This window comes from Streptomyces sp. LBL, assembly GCF_029893585.1.
Lineage (GTDB): Bacteria > Actinomycetota > Actinomycetes > Streptomycetales > Streptomycetaceae > Streptomyces.
On sequence record NZ_JARXYX010000029.1, the window covers coordinates 52,288 to 70,561 of the forward strand.

Annotated in this window: 12 protein-coding genes and 3 pseudogenes; 11 read left to right on the top strand and 4 right to left on the bottom strand. The window is 70.7% G+C overall.

Going from position 1 to position 18,274, the window contains the following annotated elements; genetic code table 11:
- Positions 1 to 121 precede the first annotated feature (121 nt).
- The 4 genes from M2271_RS30335 (at position 122) to M2271_RS30350 (ending at position 5,288) form a co-directional block, all read left to right on the top strand.
- Positions 122 to 2,200 carry an FAD-dependent oxidoreductase gene (locus M2271_RS30335; RefSeq protein ID WP_280890583.1) on the top strand — a complete coding sequence of 693 codons (2,079 nt, stop codon included), beginning with the start codon at positions 122 to 124 and terminating at the stop codon, positions 2,198 to 2,200.
- Complete coding sequence (locus M2271_RS30340) at positions 2,197 to 4,113, top strand: thiamine pyrophosphate-binding protein (RefSeq protein ID WP_280890584.1); 1,917 nt, start codon at positions 2,197 to 2,199, stop codon at positions 4,111 to 4,113. The genes M2271_RS30335 and M2271_RS30340 overlap by 4 nt, the downstream gene beginning before the upstream one ends.
- Positions 4,114 to 4,230: 117 nt before the next feature.
- Positions 4,231 to 4,740: an inclusion body family protein gene (locus M2271_RS30345; RefSeq protein ID WP_280890585.1), complete on the top strand. Its 510-nt coding sequence runs from the start codon at positions 4,231 to 4,233 to the stop codon at positions 4,738 to 4,740.
- Between the two features lie 251 nt (positions 4,741 to 4,991).
- Positions 4,992 to 5,288: a GYD domain-containing protein gene (locus tag M2271_RS30350; RefSeq protein WP_280890586.1), complete on the top strand. Its 297-nt coding sequence runs from the start codon at positions 4,992 to 4,994 to the stop codon at positions 5,286 to 5,288.
- 127 nt (positions 5,289 to 5,415) lie between these two features.
- On the opposite strand, the pseudogene M2271_RS30355 reads toward M2271_RS30350, so the two are convergent.
- A pseudogene (locus tag M2271_RS30355) lies at positions 5,416 to 5,535 on the bottom strand (Uma2 family endonuclease); the annotation flags it as partial.
- Positions 5,536 to 5,913: 378 nt separating this feature from the next.
- On the opposite strand from M2271_RS30355, the gene M2271_RS30360 reads away from it, so the two are divergent.
- The 4 genes from M2271_RS30360 (at position 5,914) to M2271_RS30375 (ending at position 10,168) form a co-directional block, all read left to right on the top strand.
- Positions 5,914 to 6,678 carry a (5-formylfuran-3-yl)methyl phosphate synthase gene (locus M2271_RS30360; RefSeq protein WP_280890587.1) on the top strand — a complete coding sequence of 255 codons (765 nt, stop codon included), beginning with the start codon at positions 5,914 to 5,916 and terminating at the stop codon, positions 6,676 to 6,678.
- A gap of 8 nt (positions 6,679 to 6,686) precedes the next feature.
- Positions 6,687 to 8,087: an aldehyde dehydrogenase family protein gene (locus M2271_RS30365; RefSeq protein ID WP_280890588.1), complete on the top strand. Its 1,401-nt coding sequence runs from the start codon at positions 6,687 to 6,689 to the stop codon at positions 8,085 to 8,087.
- Positions 8,088 to 8,089: 2 nt separating this feature from the next.
- Complete coding sequence (locus tag M2271_RS30370) at positions 8,090 to 9,193, top strand: NAD(P)-dependent alcohol dehydrogenase (protein ID WP_280890589.1); 1,104 nt, start codon at positions 8,090 to 8,092, stop codon at positions 9,191 to 9,193.
- 66 nt (positions 9,194 to 9,259) lie between these two features.
- Entirely contained in the window at positions 9,260 to 10,168 is a 909-nt protein-coding gene (locus M2271_RS30375; protein ID WP_280890590.1) for a class I SAM-dependent methyltransferase, read from the top strand.
- Here the strand turns inward: M2271_RS30375 and M2271_RS30380 are convergent.
- Positions 10,109 to 10,333: pseudogene (locus M2271_RS30380) on the bottom strand (NADP-dependent oxidoreductase); the annotation flags it as partial. The gene M2271_RS30375 and the pseudogene M2271_RS30380 sit on opposite strands and share 60 nt — an antisense overlap.
- Before the next feature lie 233 nt (positions 10,334 to 10,566).
- Here M2271_RS30380 and M2271_RS30385 point away from each other — a divergent pair.
- From M2271_RS30385 to M2271_RS30395, 3 genes and pseudogenes are all read left to right on the top strand, one after another.
- Positions 10,567 to 12,162: an SDR family oxidoreductase gene (locus tag M2271_RS30385; RefSeq protein ID WP_280890591.1), complete on the top strand. Its 1,596-nt coding sequence runs from the start codon at positions 10,567 to 10,569 to the stop codon at positions 12,160 to 12,162.
- Between the two features lie 17 nt (positions 12,163 to 12,179).
- Positions 12,180 to 13,550, top strand: a complete 1,371-nt coding sequence (locus M2271_RS30390; protein WP_280890592.1) for a deoxyribodipyrimidine photo-lyase — start codon at positions 12,180 to 12,182, stop codon at positions 13,548 to 13,550.
- Between the two features lie 354 nt (positions 13,551 to 13,904).
- Positions 13,905 to 14,234 (top strand): annotated as a pseudogene (locus M2271_RS30395) (hypothetical protein); the annotation flags it as partial.
- 831 nt (positions 14,235 to 15,065) lie between these two features.
- Here the strand turns inward: M2271_RS30395 and M2271_RS30400 are convergent.
- Positions 15,066 to 16,964, bottom strand: a complete 1,899-nt coding sequence (locus M2271_RS30400; protein ID WP_280890593.1) for a transglycosylase domain-containing protein — start codon at positions 16,962 to 16,964, stop codon at positions 15,066 to 15,068.
- The gene (locus M2271_RS30405) at positions 16,961 to 18,082 is read right to left on the bottom strand and encodes a sigma factor-like helix-turn-helix DNA-binding protein (RefSeq protein ID WP_280890594.1); all 1,122 of its coding nucleotides are present in this window, start codon (positions 18,080 to 18,082) and stop codon (positions 16,961 to 16,963) included. The genes M2271_RS30400 and M2271_RS30405 overlap by 4 nt, the downstream gene beginning before the upstream one ends.
- Between the last annotated feature and the right edge of the window lie 192 nt (positions 18,083 to 18,274).

Genomic DNA, 18,274 nt, shown 5'->3' on the forward strand with positions numbered 1-18,274 from the left:
GGTCCTTGTGAGGGGTAATCGAGCAAGTCGAAATTCCGTCAAGCGGTGCGATCGGTTGTTTTAGGACTTTACCCTCCGGAAAAACCGCGAAATCGTTTCTCCATATCTACGATCGCTAGCTATGACCGACATCCCACGGGACAACTCCGCCACCCGTGCGCGCTGGCAGACATGTCTCAGGCTCGCCCGCGAACTCCTTCTCGTCGGGCCGGACGACGAAGACCTCAAGCTCAGCTATCTGCACACCCTGATAGAAACGGGCCGCCTCGGTCCCACCCACCACCCGCGCAAGAAGATCCTCGTCATCGGCGCCGGCATCACCGGCCTCGTCGCCGGCCGACTGCTCAAGGACGCCGGGCACGACGTCACCATCCTGGAGGCCAACGCCAGCCGTGTCGGTGGACGCATCAAGACCTTCCGCGCCACCAAGCACCACCAGCCCTTCGACGACCCCGCCCAGTACGCCGAGGCCGGCGCCATGCGGCTGCCCGACTTCCATCCGCTCGTCCTCGCCCTCGTGGACAAGCTCGGGCTCGGCCGCCGCCAGTTCTACAACGTGGACGTGGACCCCTCCACCGGCAGTGGCCCCGATGTCCCCGTCCCCCCGGTGACGTACACCTCCTTCACCGGCCGGACCTGGACCTACGGCGACGACAGCCCCGACTTCCGCGAACCCGACAAGCGTGGCAACGCCTGGATCCGCACCAACCGCGTCCAGGTGCGGCGGGCCGACTACAACACCCGGCCCGAACGGATCAACGAGGGCTTCCACCTCACCGACGACGAGGTCCGATCCCCCGTCGTGAAGATGGTCGACGACGCGCTGGAGGCCGTACGCGACTACTACTCGGACCTCGTCGACGGGAAGCGCGTCAACAAACCGTTCGACGAGTGGGTCGAGGGCTGGGCCCGGGTGATCCGCGACTTCGACGGCTACTCGATGGGCGGTTTCCTGCGCGACCACGCCGGGCTCAGCGACGAGGCGATCGAGGCCGTCGGAACCCTCGAGAACATGTCCTCACGGCTGTACCTCTCCTTCTTCCACAGCTTCCTGAGCCGCGGTGACATCAATTCCACCGTCCGCTACTGGGAGGTACCGGGCGGCAGTTGGCGCCTGCCGGACGCCCTCCACCGGGGCCTGCGCGACGAGGTACGGCTCGGTCACCGCATGATCCGCCTGGAATACCACGACCCCAGCCGCGATGCCGACCCCGAGGGCACCGGCGCCGTCGGGCCCGACGGATGGGGCGTGGCCGTGCAGACCGTCGCCGAGAACGACCCACTGGCCCCACCGCGCCTGTGGACCGCGGACCTGGCGATCGTCACCGTCCCGTTCTCCGCCCTGCGCTTCGTGGAGATCGTCCCCTCGATGTCGTACAAGAAGCGCCGCGCCATCATCGAGACCCACTACGACCAGGCCACCAAGGTGCTGCTGGAGTTCAGCCACCGGTGGTGGGAGTTCACCGAGGACGACTGGCGGAGCGAGCTGGAGAGCATCTCGCCCGGCCTCTACGAGTACTACCGGCTGGGCGGGAAGGAAGGTACCGGTATGACTCTCTCGGTCGCCACCGCGGGGGCCGGCCCGACGGGTTCCGGCCTGCTCGGTGCCGCCGTCAAGGACAGCGCCGTCACCGACGAGATGCGGCAGCTCGACAGCACCATGCCGCTGCGCGGCCCCGCCGTCCGCCCCGCCACCCACGCCTTCGGAGGGGGTTCGGCCACCGACAATCCCAACCGGTTCATGTACTACCCCTCGCACCGGGTCGAGGGCAGCACCGGCGGCGTGGTGCTCGCCTCGTACTGCTGGTCCGACGACGCCGCGCGCTGGGACTCCATGCGGAACGCGGAGCGCTACGTCTACGCCCTGCGCAACCTCCAGGCCCTGCACGGCCGCCGCGTCGAGGTGTTCTTCACCGGACGGGGCGCCACCAAGAGCTGGGCCCGCGACCCGTACGCCTTCGGTGAGGCCGCCATCTACACCGCGCACCAGATGACCAGCTTCCACCTGGACGTCTCCCGGCCCGAAGGCCCCGTGCACTTCGCCGGAGAGCACACCTCCCTCAAGCACGCCTGGATCGAGGGCGCCCTGGAGAGCGCCGTACGCGCTGCCGTCGCCGTCCACCAGGCGCCGCCGGTCACCACCCCGCGTCCGCACCAGGGTCCCCACCAGGGCCCCCACCATGGGGAGGAAGGCTCGTGATCGCGATCATCCCCGAGTGCACGGTCGCCCGCTACCTCGCCCTCCGCCTGGCCGAGTTGGGCATCACCCACCTGTTCGGCGTCCCCGGCAACCACCTCGGCCCGTTCCTGACCACCCTGCGGGCCGAGGGCGACGTCGAGTGGGTCGGCACCCCCACCGAAGGCGGCGCGGGCCAGGCAGCCGACGCCTACGCCCGCATCCACGGCGTCGGCGCGGCCGCGGTCACCTACAGCGTCGGCGCGTTCAATCTGCTGGGCGCCTGCGGCGGCGCCTACGTCGAGCAGGTCCCGCTCGTCGCCATCAACGCCTCCCCGCCCTACGAGCAGTGGCAGAACTACCGCGCCCTCGGCCTGTTCACCTCTCACATGAGCCCCCGCCCGGAGAGCAACCTGGACGTCTACCGGCAGGTCACCGTGGACGCGCAGGTCATCTCCAACCCCGGGCTCGCCCCCGGCCAGATCGACGCCGCGCTCACCGCGTGCCTCTCCGAGCGCAGGCCGGTCTACCTGGAGGTCATGGAGGACCTGTGGGACGAGCCCTGCGCCGAACCCGAGGAGCCGATCCTCCGCCGCGAGCGGCCGTTCAGCACACGCAACCAGGCCATGCTCGACAACGCCGTGCACGCGATCCTCACCCTCATCGAGGAGCACCCCGGCCCGGACGGCAGGCCCCGCCCGATCGTGTGGGCCGGCGAGGAGACCGACCGGTTCGACCTCGGCGGGCAGCTCACCGACCTGGTGGAGGCGACCGGAGTGCCGTACTGCACCACCGTCGGCGCCAAGGCCGTCATCGACGAGGACCAGCCGCAGTTCCACGGCGTCTACAACGGCCACGCCAGCCACCCGGACGTGCACTGGATCTTCAAGGACTGGGCCACCTGCCGGATCGGTCTCGGCGCCTGGTCCACCTCGAAGAACCTCGGCGGCGAGCAGTGCGTCGGCACCGACTGGGTGATGGCCGCGAAGGGCGGTGTCAGCGTCGGCACCTCCTACTTCCCCGACGTCCAGCTCGAACAGCTGCTGCCCGCCCTCCAGGACGCGCTGGTGAAGGGCTACGGCCCCGGGGGGCTGGCCGCCGACTACTACGCCGAGGCCCACGCCCACCACGGCGCGCCAGACCACCGCCCCGCCGGCCTGGAGCACCACCGGGCCTCACTCCGTGTCTCGGGTGGTTCGGGTGTCTCGGGCATCTCGCGCGTCTCGGGTTCGACCCGGCACGCCGAACGGCTCACCTACGACGGCGTGTTCGACCGGATCAACCACTTCCTGGGCCACGAGACCCGGCAGGACTGGACGGTGGTCTCCGACGCCGCGTTCTCCCTCATCGGCTCGATGAACCTGTCCCTGCCCGCGGGCGGGTTCCTGTCGCAGGTCAGCTGGCTGTCCATCGGCTGGTCGGTCGGCGCGGCCACCGGCGCGGCGCTCGCCCCCGAGCGCGGAGCCGCCCGCCCGATGGTGTTCGTCGGCGACGGCGCCTTCCAGGAGACCTGTCAGGAGATCTCCACCCACACCAGGCTCGGGCTGCGGTCGGTGGTGTTCGTCATGGACAACGGACACTTCTACGGCGTCGAGCAGATGCTGGTGCACCCGTCCTACTACGCCGAGAGGGACACCGCCGGGTCTGCCGCTTCTGATGCTTCCGCCGGTTCCGCCGACTCGGACCGCGCGGACTTCTACAACGTCCTCCACCCGTGGCACTACGACCGCCTCGCGGCCGTCTTCGCCGGCAAGAAGACCCCGGCGAACGGGGTCGCCATCGCGAGCACCTCCGAACTGGACGCGCTGCTGGCCCGCCTCACCGACCCGACCGACCCGGTCAACGCCGGACCGCTGCTGGTCCGCGTCCACCTGCACCGGCACGACTACCCGCGAGCGATGGCGTACAAGGTGCCGAAGCCTTCCGCGACGGCCTGACGGCCTGACGGCCGGAGAGACCGGAGGGAAACAAGGGAAACGGGGACGCGCCAAGGCGGCGCGTCTCAGAAAATCCTCGGAAATCTCGGAAATTCTCGTATTCGAAGGAGGCAGGAAATGGCTGATCTCAACGTACTGATCGCGTTCGACGCGGCCACGATCGTCGAGCAGAATCCCAACGCGTCGAGGAACCCGGACGCGCCGACGTACGTCGACACCCGCCTGATCTACATGACGACGCGCCAGGATCACATCGTCGGCACGTCGGGGGCCGAGTTGAATCTCCGGGCCGAACCCGGGGACAGCATCAGGTGGCGGGAGACGACGCTGTCGCTCGGCAGCGACTACAAGGCACTGCTGTACAAGTACGTGAGCAGCGACAACAGCCACGTGCTCATCAGGACGCCGGAGATCGAGGTGATCGACGGCATCTATCCGATGCCGAAGGAGGGGGCCGAGGGCAGGCCGGATTTCGTGACGCAGAACTACGAGGATCACTACTGGCGGACGACCGTCAAAAGGGCCGGCAAGGTCGTGTACCACTTCTACTTCCAGATTTTGGACCACCACCGGCAATTGAAGGGGTATTTCCAGTGGGACCCCTTCATCACCATCGAAAACCCCTGACCTGACGGGTCAGGTGCGGGCGGCGGCCGACCCGGCCGCCGCCCGCACCTCGCGTGGACGGGCGCCGCCAAGCGCTGGAGCTGGGTCCACGTCGACGACCTCGCCGACGCCTACGTCCGCACCGTGATCAACCACTGGTGATCGACGGTGATCGACTGCCGTTGCTCATCAGGGCGCACACCTTGTGCGTGTTTCGGTCGCTACGTACAGGATTGACCTTGCGATGTGCTCCCTCATGAAGGTGAAAGACAATGTCGACGTATGTCATGTTGCTGAACTGGACCGATCAAGGGATCCGGAACTACAAGGACACCCCAGAGCGTGCCGATGCCTTCGCCGCAGCGACACAGAAGCTCGGGGCGAAGCTCCTGAACCTCTACTGGACCGTCGGTTCGTACGACCTCGTGGCCGTTGTTGAGGCGCCCGACGACGAAACCGTCACCGCGGTGCTCCTGCAGCTCGGCGGGGTGGGCAACGTCCGTACCACGACCCTGCGGGCCTTTGGCCGCAAGGAGATGGATCGCATCGTCGCCAAGGCCACTGGCTGAGCTGAGGGGGCCCGGCACGTCAGACCTTGATTCCAGGGCCCCCAAGACCAAAGCCCGCGCAGCCCGCGCAGCGCGAGCGGGCGCCGGACGCGGCCCGATTCCCGTTCCCGGCCTGAGGCGGCCCGGGTCAGATCTGGCCGAGGCCGATCTCCACCGGGAAGGGGGCAGTGACCTTGAGGACACCGGTGAACACGTCCCCGTCCCGGTAAGTCTTCGTCGCAGGGTCAAGGAGGTACGTGTACTGAAGTTCCCCCCTGATCTTGGACAGCGGGTGCTTACGCTGCGGGGGTGAGGTCTTGCTGCAGCCTGGCTCGGGTTTCCGTGCCATCCGATCGTTCGGGCCGGCAACGGCCACTGGCTGGTGTGCAGGTCTGATCCGGTCATCCGTGAACCGCGGAGATCACAGCGGCTGTCGGGCACCTGCCCGTGGCTGGTTCGAACGGGCGTAGGCGGCGCGCTGGGGGGGCGCGGGCACGTCATGGCAATGACCCGTTCGCACTCCGCGCGCCCTGCCGATGGCCACGGGCCGCAGTAATGATGAGCAGACCGCACGTGATCCAGGCGCCATCCAGGCGACTCCGCACACCTGCTCTTTGACAGGTGGACATGGTGGAAGGAATCCACGTTGTTGCTTCTCATTTCTCCGGACAGCGTCGAGGAGGCCCTCGACTGCGCGAAGGCGGTGGAGCACCTCGACATCGTCGATGTAAAGAAGCCCGACGAGGGCTCGCTCGGCGCGAACTTCCCGTGGGTCATCAGGGAGATCCGCGAGGCGGTCCCGGCGGAGAAGCCGGTGTCCGCAACCGTGGGAGACGTACCGTACAAGCCCGGCACGGTGGCCCAGGCGGCGCTCGGTGCGGCCGTTTCCGGAGCCACCTACATCAAGGTCGGTCTCTACGGATGCACGACGCCCGAACAGGCCATCGATGTCATGCGAGGGGTCGTCCGGGCAGTGAAGGACTACCGGCCGGACGCGTTCGTCGTCGCCTCGGGCTACGCCGACGCTCGCCGGATCGGCTGCGTCAACCCGCTCGCGCTGCCCGACATCGCCCGCCGCTCCGGCTCCGACGCGGCCATGCTCGACACCGCGATCAAGGATGGGACACGGCTGTTCGACCATGTTGCGCCCGACGCCTGCGCCGAGTTCGTCCGGCTGGCCCACGAGGCCGGTCTGCTCGCCGCCCTCGCGGGCAGCGTCAAGGTGGGGGACCTCGGCGTGCTGACCCGCATCGGCACGGACATCGTGGGGGTGCGCGGGGCGGTCTGCGAGGGGGGCGACCGCAACACCGGAAGGATTCAGCCGCAGCTGGTGGCCGCCTTCCGGGCGGAGATGGACCGGCATGCCCGGGAACACGCGGCTGCCGTCGCCGCCGTCGCCACTGCGAGCTGACCCCCGGCATGCCGACAAGCCAGACCCGTCGCGCGCCCGGGACCCGCGGCGAGCGCTTCGCCGTCCTCGATCCGGCAACGGGCGAGGCCTTCGACGAGGCGCCCGACCAGCAGCCGGAGTTGGACGCCGTCGTCGACCGGGCCCACGAGTCCTGGCGCAGTTGGCGGACCGACCCCGTCGCCCGGACCACCGCGTTGCTCGCGGCAGCCGACGCGGTGGAGGCGGCCGGGGCCGACCTCGCTCCATTGCTCACCCGCGAACAAGGCAAACCCCTGGCCGAGTCGTATGCGGAGGTCGCCCGCACGGCGGCCCGCCTGCGCTACTTCGCCGAGCCGGCCCCCGGGCCCCAGCCGATCACAGACGGTCGGCCGGTACGCAGCGAGATCCGCTGGAGACCGCTCGGGCCCGTCGCCGCGATCGTCCCGTGGAACTTTCCACTCCAGCTCGCGTCGGCGAAGTTCGCTCCCGCGCTCGCCGCGGGCAACACGATGGTGCTCAAGCCCTCGCCGTTCACGCCCCTCGCCACCCGGCTGCTGGGGTCCGTCATCTCCTCCGCCCTTCCCGAGGATGTGCTGACGATCGTCACTGGTCGTGAACCCCTCGGCGCCCGCCTCGCGTCCCATCCGGGGATCCGCCACGTGACCTTCACCGGGTCGGTTCCCACCGGACGGGCCGTCGCGGAGGGCGCGGCGGCCTCGCTCGCCCGGGTCACCCTGGAGATGGGCGGTAACGATGCCGCGATCCTGCTGGAGGACGTGGAGGTGGAGCGGATCGCGGACCGGCTGTTCTGGGCGGCGTTCCGCAACTGCGGGCAGGTCTGCATGGCGGTCAAACGCGTCTACGCCCCGGCCCGGCTCTACTCCCAGGTGGTCGAGGCCCTCGCGCAGCGCGCGAAGACCGCCGTCGTCGGAGCCGGGCTCGACCCGGGCTCTCAGCTGGGGCCGGTCAACAACGCCCCCCAACTGGCCCGGGTCGAGCGCTGCACGGCCCAGGCCCTGGCCGACGGTGCCCGAGCGGTGGTCGGTGGCCACCGGCTGGACCGACCGGGCTACTTCTTCGCCCCGACGATCCTGGCCGATGTCCCCGCCGACAGCCCGGTGGTGACGGAGGAGCAGTTCGGCCCGGTCCTGCCGGTGCTGCCGTACGGGAGCCTCGACGAAGCAGTCGAGGCAGCCAACGCCACCGAGTTCGGGCTGGGCGGCTCGGTCTGGGGGACCGACCTCGACCGGGCCGAGGCGGTGGCCGACCGGCTGGAGTGCGGGACGGCGTGGATCAACCACCATGCCGAACTGTCCCTCGCCCAGCCCTTCGCGGGTACCAAGAAGAGCGGTGTCGGGGTCGCGGGCGGGCCGTGGGGGCTCTACGGCAACCTCAGGCCGTTCGTCGTGCACCGTCCCGAGGAGACGTGACGATGAGGTTCGGCGCGGCGGTACTGCGCGCGTACGAGAGCCGATTCGCCGTCGAGGAGGTCATCCTGGACGCGGGGCCGGCCGACGGCGAGATCCTGGTCAGGATCGCGGGCTGCGGGATGTGCCGGACCGATCTCGCGGTCCGGCGTTCAGCGGGCCGCTCACCGCTGCCGGCGGTGCTCGGCCACGAGGGGGCCGGGGTCGTGGTGGAGACGGGCGGACCGGACACCGGCCTGAGCGTCGGAGACCATGTCGTGCTGAGCTTCGACTCCTGCGGACGCTGCCGGAACTGCGTCGGCGCGGCCCCCGCCTACTGTGACTCCTTCGCCTCGCTCAACCTCTTCGGAGGGCGCAAGGAGAACGCGGCGCGGTTCACCGACGCGGCCGGGAGCGAACTGGCCCCCCGCTGGTTCGGCCAGTCCTCGTTCGCCGAGTACGCGATGGTTCCGGCCCGCAACGCCGTCCGGGTCGATCCCTCGCTGCCCGTCGAACTGCTCGGACCGCTCGGCTGCGGCTTCCTCACCGGCGCCGGAGCGGTCTTCAACTCCTTCGGCGTCGGCCCCGGCGACAGCCTCGCGGTCTTCGGCGCGGGAGCGGTGGGCCTGGCCGCGGTGATGGCGGCCACCGCCGCCGGGGCGGTGACCGTGGCCGTCGACCGGCACCCCGAACGGCTGGCCCTCGCCGAGCGGCTCGGCGCGATCCCGCTGCACGCCGCATCGGCCGACCTGCCCGACCGCATTCAGCAACTGACCGACGACGGTGCGCAGTACGCGCTGGACACCACGGGCTCCGTCCAGCTGATCAACAACGCGCTCCGGGCCCTGCGCCCGACCGGCCACCTCGGTCTGGTGGCACGGCTCCACACCGCGCTGCCGCTCGAACCGGGGGCACTGGACCGGGGCAGGAAGATCTCCCACATCTGCGAGGGGGACGCGGTGCCAGGACTGCTGATCCCGCGGCTGACCGGGCTGTGGCAGGCCGGGCGGTTTCCCTTCGACCAGCTGATCCGTACGTACCCGCTCGACGACATCAACGAGGCCGAACGCGACTGTGACGCAGGGCGCGTGGTCAAACCCGTCCTGGTTCCGGAGGGGAGGGGCCGATGAGCGAAGCGCTCAACGTCGCTGCCCACCCTGTTCGTTGTCTGCAGTCGCGCCAAGGGAGGACGACACATGGTCGGCACCACACATCGGAACATGGGTGTGGAAGGCGTGGAAGGGGGCGTCGGCCTGACCGCTCTCCTGGTCGCTGCGGCACGGGCCATCGAGACCCACCGCCACGACAGCCTGGCACGGGACGTCTACGCAGAGCACTTCGTGCTCGCCGCACCGGCGTCCGAGGGCTGGCCGGTCCGCTTGCAACAGGTTCCGGACGGGGACGCGAACCCGCTGTGGGGGCGATTCGCGCGTTACTTCGGACTGCGGACGAGGGCCCTCGACGACTTTCTCCTCCGGTCGGTGCACGCGGGGAGCGCCCGCCAAGTGATCCTGCTCGGAGCGGGGTTGGATTCGCGGGCGTACCGGCTCGATTGGCCTCCCGGCTGCGTGATCTTCGAGATCGACCGGGAAGGCGTGCTGGCGTTCAAGCACAAGGTGCTCGGCGGGCTGTCGGCCACCCCGAAGGCAGCGCGCGTACCGATCCCGATCGATCTGCGCGCCGACTGGGTCGGAGCGCTGGCCGACGCCGGCTTCGACCCGGCCGCACCGAGCGTCTGGCTGGCCGAGGGGTTGCTGTTCTACCTGCCCAGCGCCGCCGAGACGTACCTCATCGACACGGTGGACCGGTTGAGCACGGGGGGAAGCGCTCTGGCGTTCGAGGTCAAGCTCGAAAAGGACCTGCTGGAATACCGCGACAGCCCGCTCTACACCGCGACGAAACACCAGATCGGCATCGACCTGCTCAGCCTGTTCGATGGAGAGCCGCGGCCCGACTCCGCAGGCGATCTGGCGGGCAAGGGCTGGTCCGTATCGGTCCACACCCCCTTCGACTTCACCCGCCGGCACGGACGCGGCCCGCTGCCCGAGCAGAACGACGCGCTGGCGGGTAACCGGTGGGTGTTCGCGAACAGGCCCCGGCCGTAGATCGAGGGCCGTCTGGACAGGGCCGAGCTGCCGCACCCGCCGGGCCCGGCCCTCGCCGTACGTCGCGGCGAGGGCACCCAGGGTCCGCGGACAGTCCTGGTTCGCGGCCCCGGCGGTGCCGACAACCGTGATGCCGCGGTCGCGGACGATCTGCAACACCGCCGTTCGCGACGGCGAGGTTGCGGTGCTCGTCCTCGGCCCCAAGCATGGCCTCAAGGGAACAGTGACAGAGCCCCTCGGAGACCTCGGAGGGGCACGTCCCGGGAAGACGTGAGAGCCATGACGTTTCGTGCGGCCCGGCCCGCCGGCCGTCGCCGGGGAAGGTGCCCCCGACCGGCATACGTGCGATCGGCATGCCCCCGACCGGCATACGTGCGATCGGCATGCCCTCGACCGGCATGCCCTCGACCGGCATGACCGGCGACGACCGGCCGCTGCGCTGTCTGGTCACCGGCGCCACCGGTTACCTGGGCGGCAGGCTGGTGCCGGAGTTGCTGGCGGCCGGGTACTCGGTGCGCTGCCTGGCCCGCTCGCCCGGCAAGCTGCGGGACCATCCGTGGGCAGGGCAGGTGGAGGCCGCGCGCGGGGACGTGACGGACGAGGAGTCCGTGCGCGCGGCCATGGAGGGAATGGACGTCGCGTACTACCTGGTGCACGCGCTGGGCACCGGGCGTGGTTTCGAGGAGAGGGACCGGCGCGCGGCCAGGATCTTCGGTGAGCAGGCGCGTGCCGCCGGAATCCGGCGGATCGTCTATGTCGGCGGGCTGACTCCTGCCGGAGTACCCGAGTACGCGCTGTCGCCCCATCTGCGGTCCCGCGCGGAAGTGGGCCGCATCCTCCTGGCCTCGGGTGTGCCGACCGCCGTACTGCGGGCGGCTGTGATCATCGGCTCGGGTTCGGCCTCGTTCGAGATGCTGCGCCATCTGACCGAGCGGCTCCCCGTGATGGTGACCCCGAGCTGGGTGCGCACCCGTATCCAGCCGGTCGCCGTCCGCGACGTGCTCCGCTTCCTCGTGGGGTGCGCGGGGCTGCCGTACGACGTGAGCCGGGCCTTCGACATCGGCGGGCCGGATGTCGTCACGTACGAGGAGATGATGCGGCGGTACGCCGTCGTCGCCGGGCTGCCGAAACGGGTCATCGTCCCCGTTCCGCTGCTCACCCCCCGGTTGTCCAGCCTCTGGGTCGGTCTGGTCACACCGGTGCCGGGCGCTCTCGCGCGTCCGCTGGTCGAGTCGCTGAAGCACGAGGTGGTCTGTGCCGAGCGGGACATCGTCCGTCATGTGCCGGACCCGCCGGAGGGACCGGTCACCCTCGACCGGGCGATCCGGCTGGCTCTGCGGCGCGTGCAGGACGCGGACGTGGCCACCAGGTGGTCCTCGGCCTCGACTCCCCGCGCCCCCAGCGACCCGCTGCCGAGTGACCCGTTGCCCGGCGATCCGTTGCCGAGCGACCCGTTGCCGAGCGACCCCGACTGGGCGGGCGGGAGCCTCTACACGGATCACCGCGAGCGGACGGTCGCGGCGTCGCCGCAGGCGCTGTGGCGGGTGGTGGAGGCGATCGGCGGCGAGAACGGCTGGTACTCCTCGTCGATGGCCTGGTCCCTGCGGGGCCGGCTGGACACCCTGGTGGGCGGTGTCGGCCTGCGCCGGGGCCGCCGGGACGCGACCCGGCTGCGGGTCGGCGACAGCCTGGACTTCTGGCGAGTGGAGGAGATCGAGCCGGGCCGGCTGCTCCGGCTGCGCGCGGAGATGCGGCTGCCGGGCCTGGCCTGGCTGGAGATGGCCGTCGACCGGGATCCACAGGGGCGCACGGTGTACCGGCAGCGGGCCCTGTTCCATCCGCACGGCCTGGCCGGGCACGCCTACTGGTGGGGCGTGGCCCCCTTCCACGCCGTGGTCTTCGGCGGCATGGCCCGCAACATCGCCGCCGCGGCCGAGTCGGCAGCCCCTGAACCGGCCCGTACCCACTCCCGCACCCACCCCCGTACCCACTGAGGGAGGTTCAAGGGACCGTGCGCGTCTCCGTCGCCCTGTTCACCGCGGACCTGCGGGTGCACGACAACCCGGTCCTGCAGGCCGCGCTGAGGGACGCGGAGCGCGTGGTCCCGCTCTTCGTCGTCGACACCGGCATCCGCCGCACCGGCTTCGCCGTACCCAACCGCGCGGTGTTCCTCGCCGACAGCCTGGCCGACCTCGACGCGGCCCTGCGGGCTCGGGGCGGCCGACTGGTGGCGCGCGTCGGCGACGTGGTCGAGGAGACCTGCCGGGTCGCGGCGGAGACCGGGGCCGCCGCGGTGCACATCGCGGGCGGGGTGAGCCACTACGCGGCACGGCGCGAGGACCGGCTGCGGGCGGGGCTGGCCGGCGACCGACGCGAACTACGCGTCCACGACGCCTCGTTGACGGCCGTACCCCCAGGGGCGCTGACACCCGCGGGCAAGGACCACTTCGCGGTCTTCACCCCGTACTTCCGCCGATGGGAGAGCTTCTCCGTACGCGGCGTCCTGCCGGCGCCGGACGCCGTACGGGTACCGGACGACGTACACTCGGCCGGCCTTCCCGGTACGGAGTCCCTCGCGTCGGGCTCCACGTCGCCGAGCCTGCCCGTCGGCGGTGAATCCGAGGCCCGCCGCAAGCTGCGGTCATGGCTGTCCGGCCCGCTGTCCGCATACGACGACCAGCACGACGACCTGGCCGCCGACGCGACCTCCCGGCTCTCCCCTTACCTGCACTTCGGCTGCCTCTCACCCACCGAACTGCTGCACCGGGCCCGCGCACAGGACAACCCCGGGGCGCATGCCTTCGTCCGCCAACTGGCCTGGCGGGACTTCCACCACCAGGTCCTGGCGGCCCGCCCCGACGCGGCCGACCACGACTACCGCTCCCAGCACGACCGCTGGCGCCGCGCCACGAAGGAGATCGAAGCCTGGCAGGACGGCCGTACGGGCTACCCCATCGTCGACGCGGCTCTGCGACAGCTCCGCCACGAGGGCTGGATGCCGGGCCGGGCCCGCCTGCTCGCGGCGAGCTTTCTCGCCAAGACGCTGTACGTGGACTGGCGGGTGGGAGCCCGCCACTTCCTGGACCTCCTCGTCGACGGCGATGTCGCCAACAACCAGCTCAACTGGCAGTGGGTCGCCGGGACCGGCACGGACACCCGCCCGAACCGGATCCTCAACCCACTCGTCCAGGCACGCCGGTTCGACCCCCACGGGGAGTATGTACGCCGCTGGCTCCCCGAGCTCCGGCACCTCGACGCCACGACGGTCCACCGTGTCCCCCACCTGGACGAAGCCACCCGTGCGGGCCTGGACTACCCCGCCCCGATCGTGAACCTCGCGTCGGCCGCCGCCCGATTCAGGGAGCGGCGGGGAGTCGGCTGACCGTACTCCCCGCCCCAATCGGACTGGACAACAACGAACTCCAGGTCACTGACCTGGGGTTTCCTTATGGGCGGGTGACGAGGGGCACGGCTTCGCCCGGACAAGTCATCCGTCATTGACTGTCAATGACGTGACGCCTCGTCAGAAAAAAGGGTGATGTTTTCCCAACCCGCTGACACTCCGGTCCGTCTCTAGGGCGAGCTTCCGGCGAACGGGTGAGGCTCCGGGGTCTCCGGGGTTTCCGAGGTTTCCGGGGTTTCCGGGGGCGCAGGACGCTCCTGTCCGATTTCCGAAGTGGCTGGAGTTCAGGTGGGGTTACGCGCAAGACCAAGGCGTGCGGTCGTGGTGGCAGGGATGGCTTCCACGGCCCTTCTGCTGGGCGGGGTGGCCGAGGCCACGCAGCCCGGCGGGTCGACCGACGGGCGTTCCGGGGCGGTGGCCCAGCGGGCCGGCGGCCCAGGTGCCGCCCAGGTGGTGAGGACCGTGACGCTGGTCACCGGCGACCGGGTCCTGGTGGACGGCACCGGTCGGGTCACCGGGGTGGAGCGGGCGAAGGGCCGGGAACGGATACCGTTCTCGGTCCGGGTGGTCGCCGGGCACACCCATGTGGTGCCCGGTGACGCGGAGTTGCTGCTGGCGCGGGGCAAGCTGGACGCGCGGCTGTTCGATGTGACCCGGTTGTTGACATCCTCGCCTGCGTGAACGCAGGTGATTCCGGTCAGCACCGCTACGCGGTGCTCCCTTGGGTTCCTGCTTCATCGGCCCCTGCCACCCGAGGGTGGTCTGACAAGGTCTCCACAGGCTTGACGTCCCGCCAGTCCGGCGGTAGGTCCGCCAACTACGTTGTCGGACAAGGCGAATTTAGCAGTGCCGCTGCGGCCCTCCGGGCCGCTGGGCTGAGGATGCCCTACACCTCCACCCTGAAGGGTGGAGCCCTGGGCAAGTGTTCGGTAGCGGACGGCTACGACGACACGGGCCGCGCCGACCTGCCGCTGATCGTCACGTTCCGGGGCAAGAAGGCGCCCACGATGAGCCCGTTCACGCGAGCGGGGACCACCATCGGCCGTGCGCTGCCGGTCGTCAACGGCAAGGCGATGCGTCCCGTGAAGAAGCGTGGCGCCGCGTTCTGGGACGCCGTGACCGGCAGCGGCAGCGGCAGTGGCACCGGCGCCGCCGATCGCGATGCGGTGGGAACGGCGGAGTTCACCCCTTCCACGGCGGTGGAGAAGGTGTGGCTGGACGGCAGACGCCGGGCCGCCCTCGACAAGAGCGTGCCGCAGATCGGCGCACCGACGGCCTGGGCCGCCGGTCACCGCCGTTGGCTCGTAGTCCCGGGCAAGGGGGCGCCGGCCACGTCCAGAAAGTCGATAAAGTCGATCGGGACGTACGAGCGATGGCACGACCTGCTCCAGGCCGCCCTGGAGCAGGTCGTGCCAGGTCCGACAGCGGTCTCGCCGACAGCTGCTTCACCGCCCATGCGCTGCTCGCCGCCACCTTCCACGTCAGTTCGCCGCGTCAGTTCGCCGCGTCAGGCTCCGGGGCAATCTTCGCGTCTCTCTCCGCGGCACTCTTCGGCACGCCCTCCGTGGCGGCCTCCCAGATCCGCGCCGCCACCCTCTGTGAGAACTCCGTCGGCGACGGATCGTTCGGCAGCTGCGCGGGCACCGTCGTGCCCTTCCTGCTGCCTGCCCGGTCGGCGAACAGCGCGACCGTCAGGGCGAGCCGCCCGTCGAACCCGGTGGTCCACACGGTCCGCCGAGTGATCCCGCCGCCCGCCCCGGAGATGGCGAAACCCATCGGCTCCGCCGAGCCTGCGTTGCCGTTGCCGTTGCCGTCGGGGACGGCGACGGCAACGGGCTTCGGTCCGGCCCCCGATCGCAGGCCCGCCATCAGCGCCTCCTTCTCGTCCAGGACCTGCCGCACGTCGGGACGTGCCCGGTAGACGGTGCGGCCCCCCTGGGTGATGCGTGCGACGGTGTGCGGGGTGGCGTACCTGCCGTCCGCCGCCACCGTCGCGTACGCCGACGCCAGGTCCAGCGGGGTCGGCGCCGCCGTCTTCAGCAGCTTGCTCAATGGCTCGCCCACCTGCCCCACCTCGCTGAACGGTTCCAGGGCCGTCCCCGCCTCCACCGCCCCGCTCACCGCGTCGTTGAACGACTGCCGCGCATAGTCCGAGCCCCCGTACAGCAGCCGCACCGCTCCGTCGCCGGGCACCATGCCCACGATGGCGGTGTGCACCCGCATGCCTTTGCCCCCAGGATGCTCCTGTACCAGTTGTGTGGCTCTGTCCTGCAGCGCCAGGTCGAAAGTGGTCGTCACGCTGTAGCCGCCGCTCGCGAGCCGGTCCTCGGTGATGCCGAGCCGGTCGGCGGCCTCCTTCGCGGCGACGTCGATCAGGTACTGCCGCTGCCCCTCGGTCTCGCCCGGCGGATAGAACCGGAACGCCGGGAAACGCGCCGCGGCCCGCTGCTTCGCCGTGATGCTCCCGCTCGCGGCCATCGCGTCGAGCACCCACTCCCAGCGGTTCTCCAGCTTCGCGGTCACCTTCGGATCGGAGCCCGCCTTCTCGTAGTACGAGGGGATGTTGACGATGGATGCCAGCGCGGCGCCCTGCGCGACCGTCAGGCTCTTCGCGTCCACGCCGAAGTAGTTGCGCGCGGCGGACTGGATCCCGGCCGCACCCCGCCCGAAGTACACGGTGTCGAGATAGCCCTCGAGGATCTCGTCCTTGGTGCGGGTGCGGTCCAGCTTGATCGCGATGAGCGCCTCACGCGCCTTGCGGGCCAACGAGTGTTCCGGGCTCAGCAGCGCGTTCTTCACGTACTGCTGGGTGATGGTGGAGCCGCCCTGCGGGGCGCCGCCCGTCAGCGTCGCCAGCATGGCCCGGGTGAGGGCCCGCGGCGAGATCCCGCTGTCCGTACGGAAGGAGCGGTTCTCCGCGGCGATCACCGCGTCCTGCACATACCGGGGAACCGCGGACAACGGGATGTCCTGCCGGTCGACCGGCCCGCGCCGGCCCAGATAGGCGCCGCCCGAGTCGAGGAACACGGTGCTCTGGGTGACGGTCTCGGGGTGTGGCTTCGGAACGGACGTCAGGTGGTACGCCACGACGGCCGCCGCACACAGCGTCGCGAGCAGCGTGAGGAAGGCGTGGAACAGCCGGCGAAGCCGCCGACCCCGGTTGCGCCGGAACCGGATCCGCAGCGGTGCGCGCTCGTGGTGCCGGCGCTGGTGCCGGCGCTGGTGCCGGCGCTCCGACAGCAGCCCCTTTCTCGGTCGCCGTGGCGTGCGCGCCGGTCGCGGCAGCCTGTCCGGCCCGTTCCTGTCCTCGGTCGCGTTCCCGGTGCTGTCCTTGGTCCCGTGCCCGGTCCCGGTCCCGTGCCCGGTCCCGGTCCCGTCCCCGATCACGTTCATATCTGCCCCCAACTGCGGTCCAACCGTGCGGCGACCCTGCCCGAGGCGTCGTACACCGTGACGATCCGATCGTCCCCGCGCTCGGAGAGGAGCGCCTGCACGGTCTTCCTGGGCAGTGGCGTGCTCGCGTACCAGATGCCCCACCCCGGACTGCCCGCCAGGACGAGGACCTTCGCGGGGGTCCTGCCGCCGTCGCCGGTTCTCACCTCGACGCGGCCCGGATCGCCGCTCAGGCCGTGGAAGAGGCCCGACATGAAGAACCCGCCGTTCACGCTGTCCACCCGGAGGGAGACGCCCGGTTCGTCGAGTGGGCGGACGCTGTCGTCCCCGGGGAAGGGGCCCGACCGGACGGGCACGGACCAGTGCCCATCGGCGGCCGTCAGCCACATCCGTACGCCCGTCCCTGCGGTCACCCGCTCGCCCGGCGACACGACCCGGATCGGGCTCGTGGCCTGACGACCGCCGTCCCCTGGCCGGGCTCCGGACGTCCCGTCCTGCGCACCGCCACCCCCGAGACGGTCGCCGGCGAAGAGGGCGACGGGTATGAGCAGCGCCGCGCAGGCGGCCGAGGCCACGGCAAGGCGGCGTCGTCGCCGAATGCGGCCCCCTGCCTGGAGGTCGGCCAGCGGCACCTCGGACGGGACGGTGTCCCGGGCGGCACGGGTGAACACCTCCCGCAGCTGCCCGGGGTCTGCCCCGGCCTCCTTCAGACCGTGTCTGGCATGGGCACGCACCGCACCCACCGAGCAGCCCAGCAACTGGGCGATCTCCGCGTCCGCCAGCCCCTCCCAGACCCGTAGCACCACAACGGCCCGTCGGCGCGCGGCCCACCGTCCGCGCAGCCGACGACGCAGGTGGTTACGGACCAGACAGCGCCGCACGTGGAAATCCACGTCGTTGCGCGGAACGCGTCGCCACCGCGCGCACATCCGCACCAGCGTTCTCCGCGCCAGTTCCTCCGCGGCACCGGGGTCGTCGGTGAGCAGCCGAGCGGTCACGACCAGCCCGGACCAGTGCTTCCGGGCGTACGCGGCGAAGTCGTGGCCGGTGGGGAGCACGGGGAGTACGGGGAGCACGGGGAGTGGGGGTGCGGGGAGTACGTCGGGGGTCGGTGGCACGTGGGCGGTCCTTCGGCTCGGGAACTCGGTCGTGGCCGGACGCATGGGGCCGTCCGTCCTGGTCGGGCAACCCGTCGGTCGTGCAAGTAGGTTGAGCAGGCAGCGAGCCAACACCGTGAGGAAAGAGGGAGCCTGGAACCCGTGTGCGCCGTCTTCCTGGTGGGGTTGCGCTTCGCTGGATGCGTCCTACGC

Bases quoted from the DNA above. Each gene is read 5' to 3' on its own strand.
- M2271_RS30385 (WP_280890591.1), top strand. From the start codon at position 10,567: ATGCCCTCGACCGGCATGACCGGCGACGACCGGCCGCTGCGCTGTCTG.
- M2271_RS30335 (WP_280890583.1), top strand. From the start codon at position 122: ATGACCGACATCCCACGGGACAACTCCGCCACCCGTGCGCGCTGGCAG.
- M2271_RS30345 (WP_280890585.1), top strand. From the start codon at position 4,231: ATGGCTGATCTCAACGTACTGATCGCGTTCGACGCGGCCACGATCGTC.
- M2271_RS30400 (WP_280890593.1), bottom strand. From the start codon at position 16,964: ATGAACGTGATCGGGGACGGGACCGGGACCGGGCACGGGACCGGGACC.
- M2271_RS30350 (WP_280890586.1), top strand. From the start codon at position 4,992: ATGTCGACGTATGTCATGTTGCTGAACTGGACCGATCAAGGGATCCGG.
- M2271_RS30370 (WP_280890589.1), top strand. From the start codon at position 8,090: ATGAGGTTCGGCGCGGCGGTACTGCGCGCGTACGAGAGCCGATTCGCC.
- M2271_RS30365 (WP_280890588.1), top strand. From the start codon at position 6,687: ATGCCGACAAGCCAGACCCGTCGCGCGCCCGGGACCCGCGGCGAGCGC.
- M2271_RS30375 (WP_280890590.1), top strand. From the start codon at position 9,260: ATGGTCGGCACCACACATCGGAACATGGGTGTGGAAGGCGTGGAAGGG.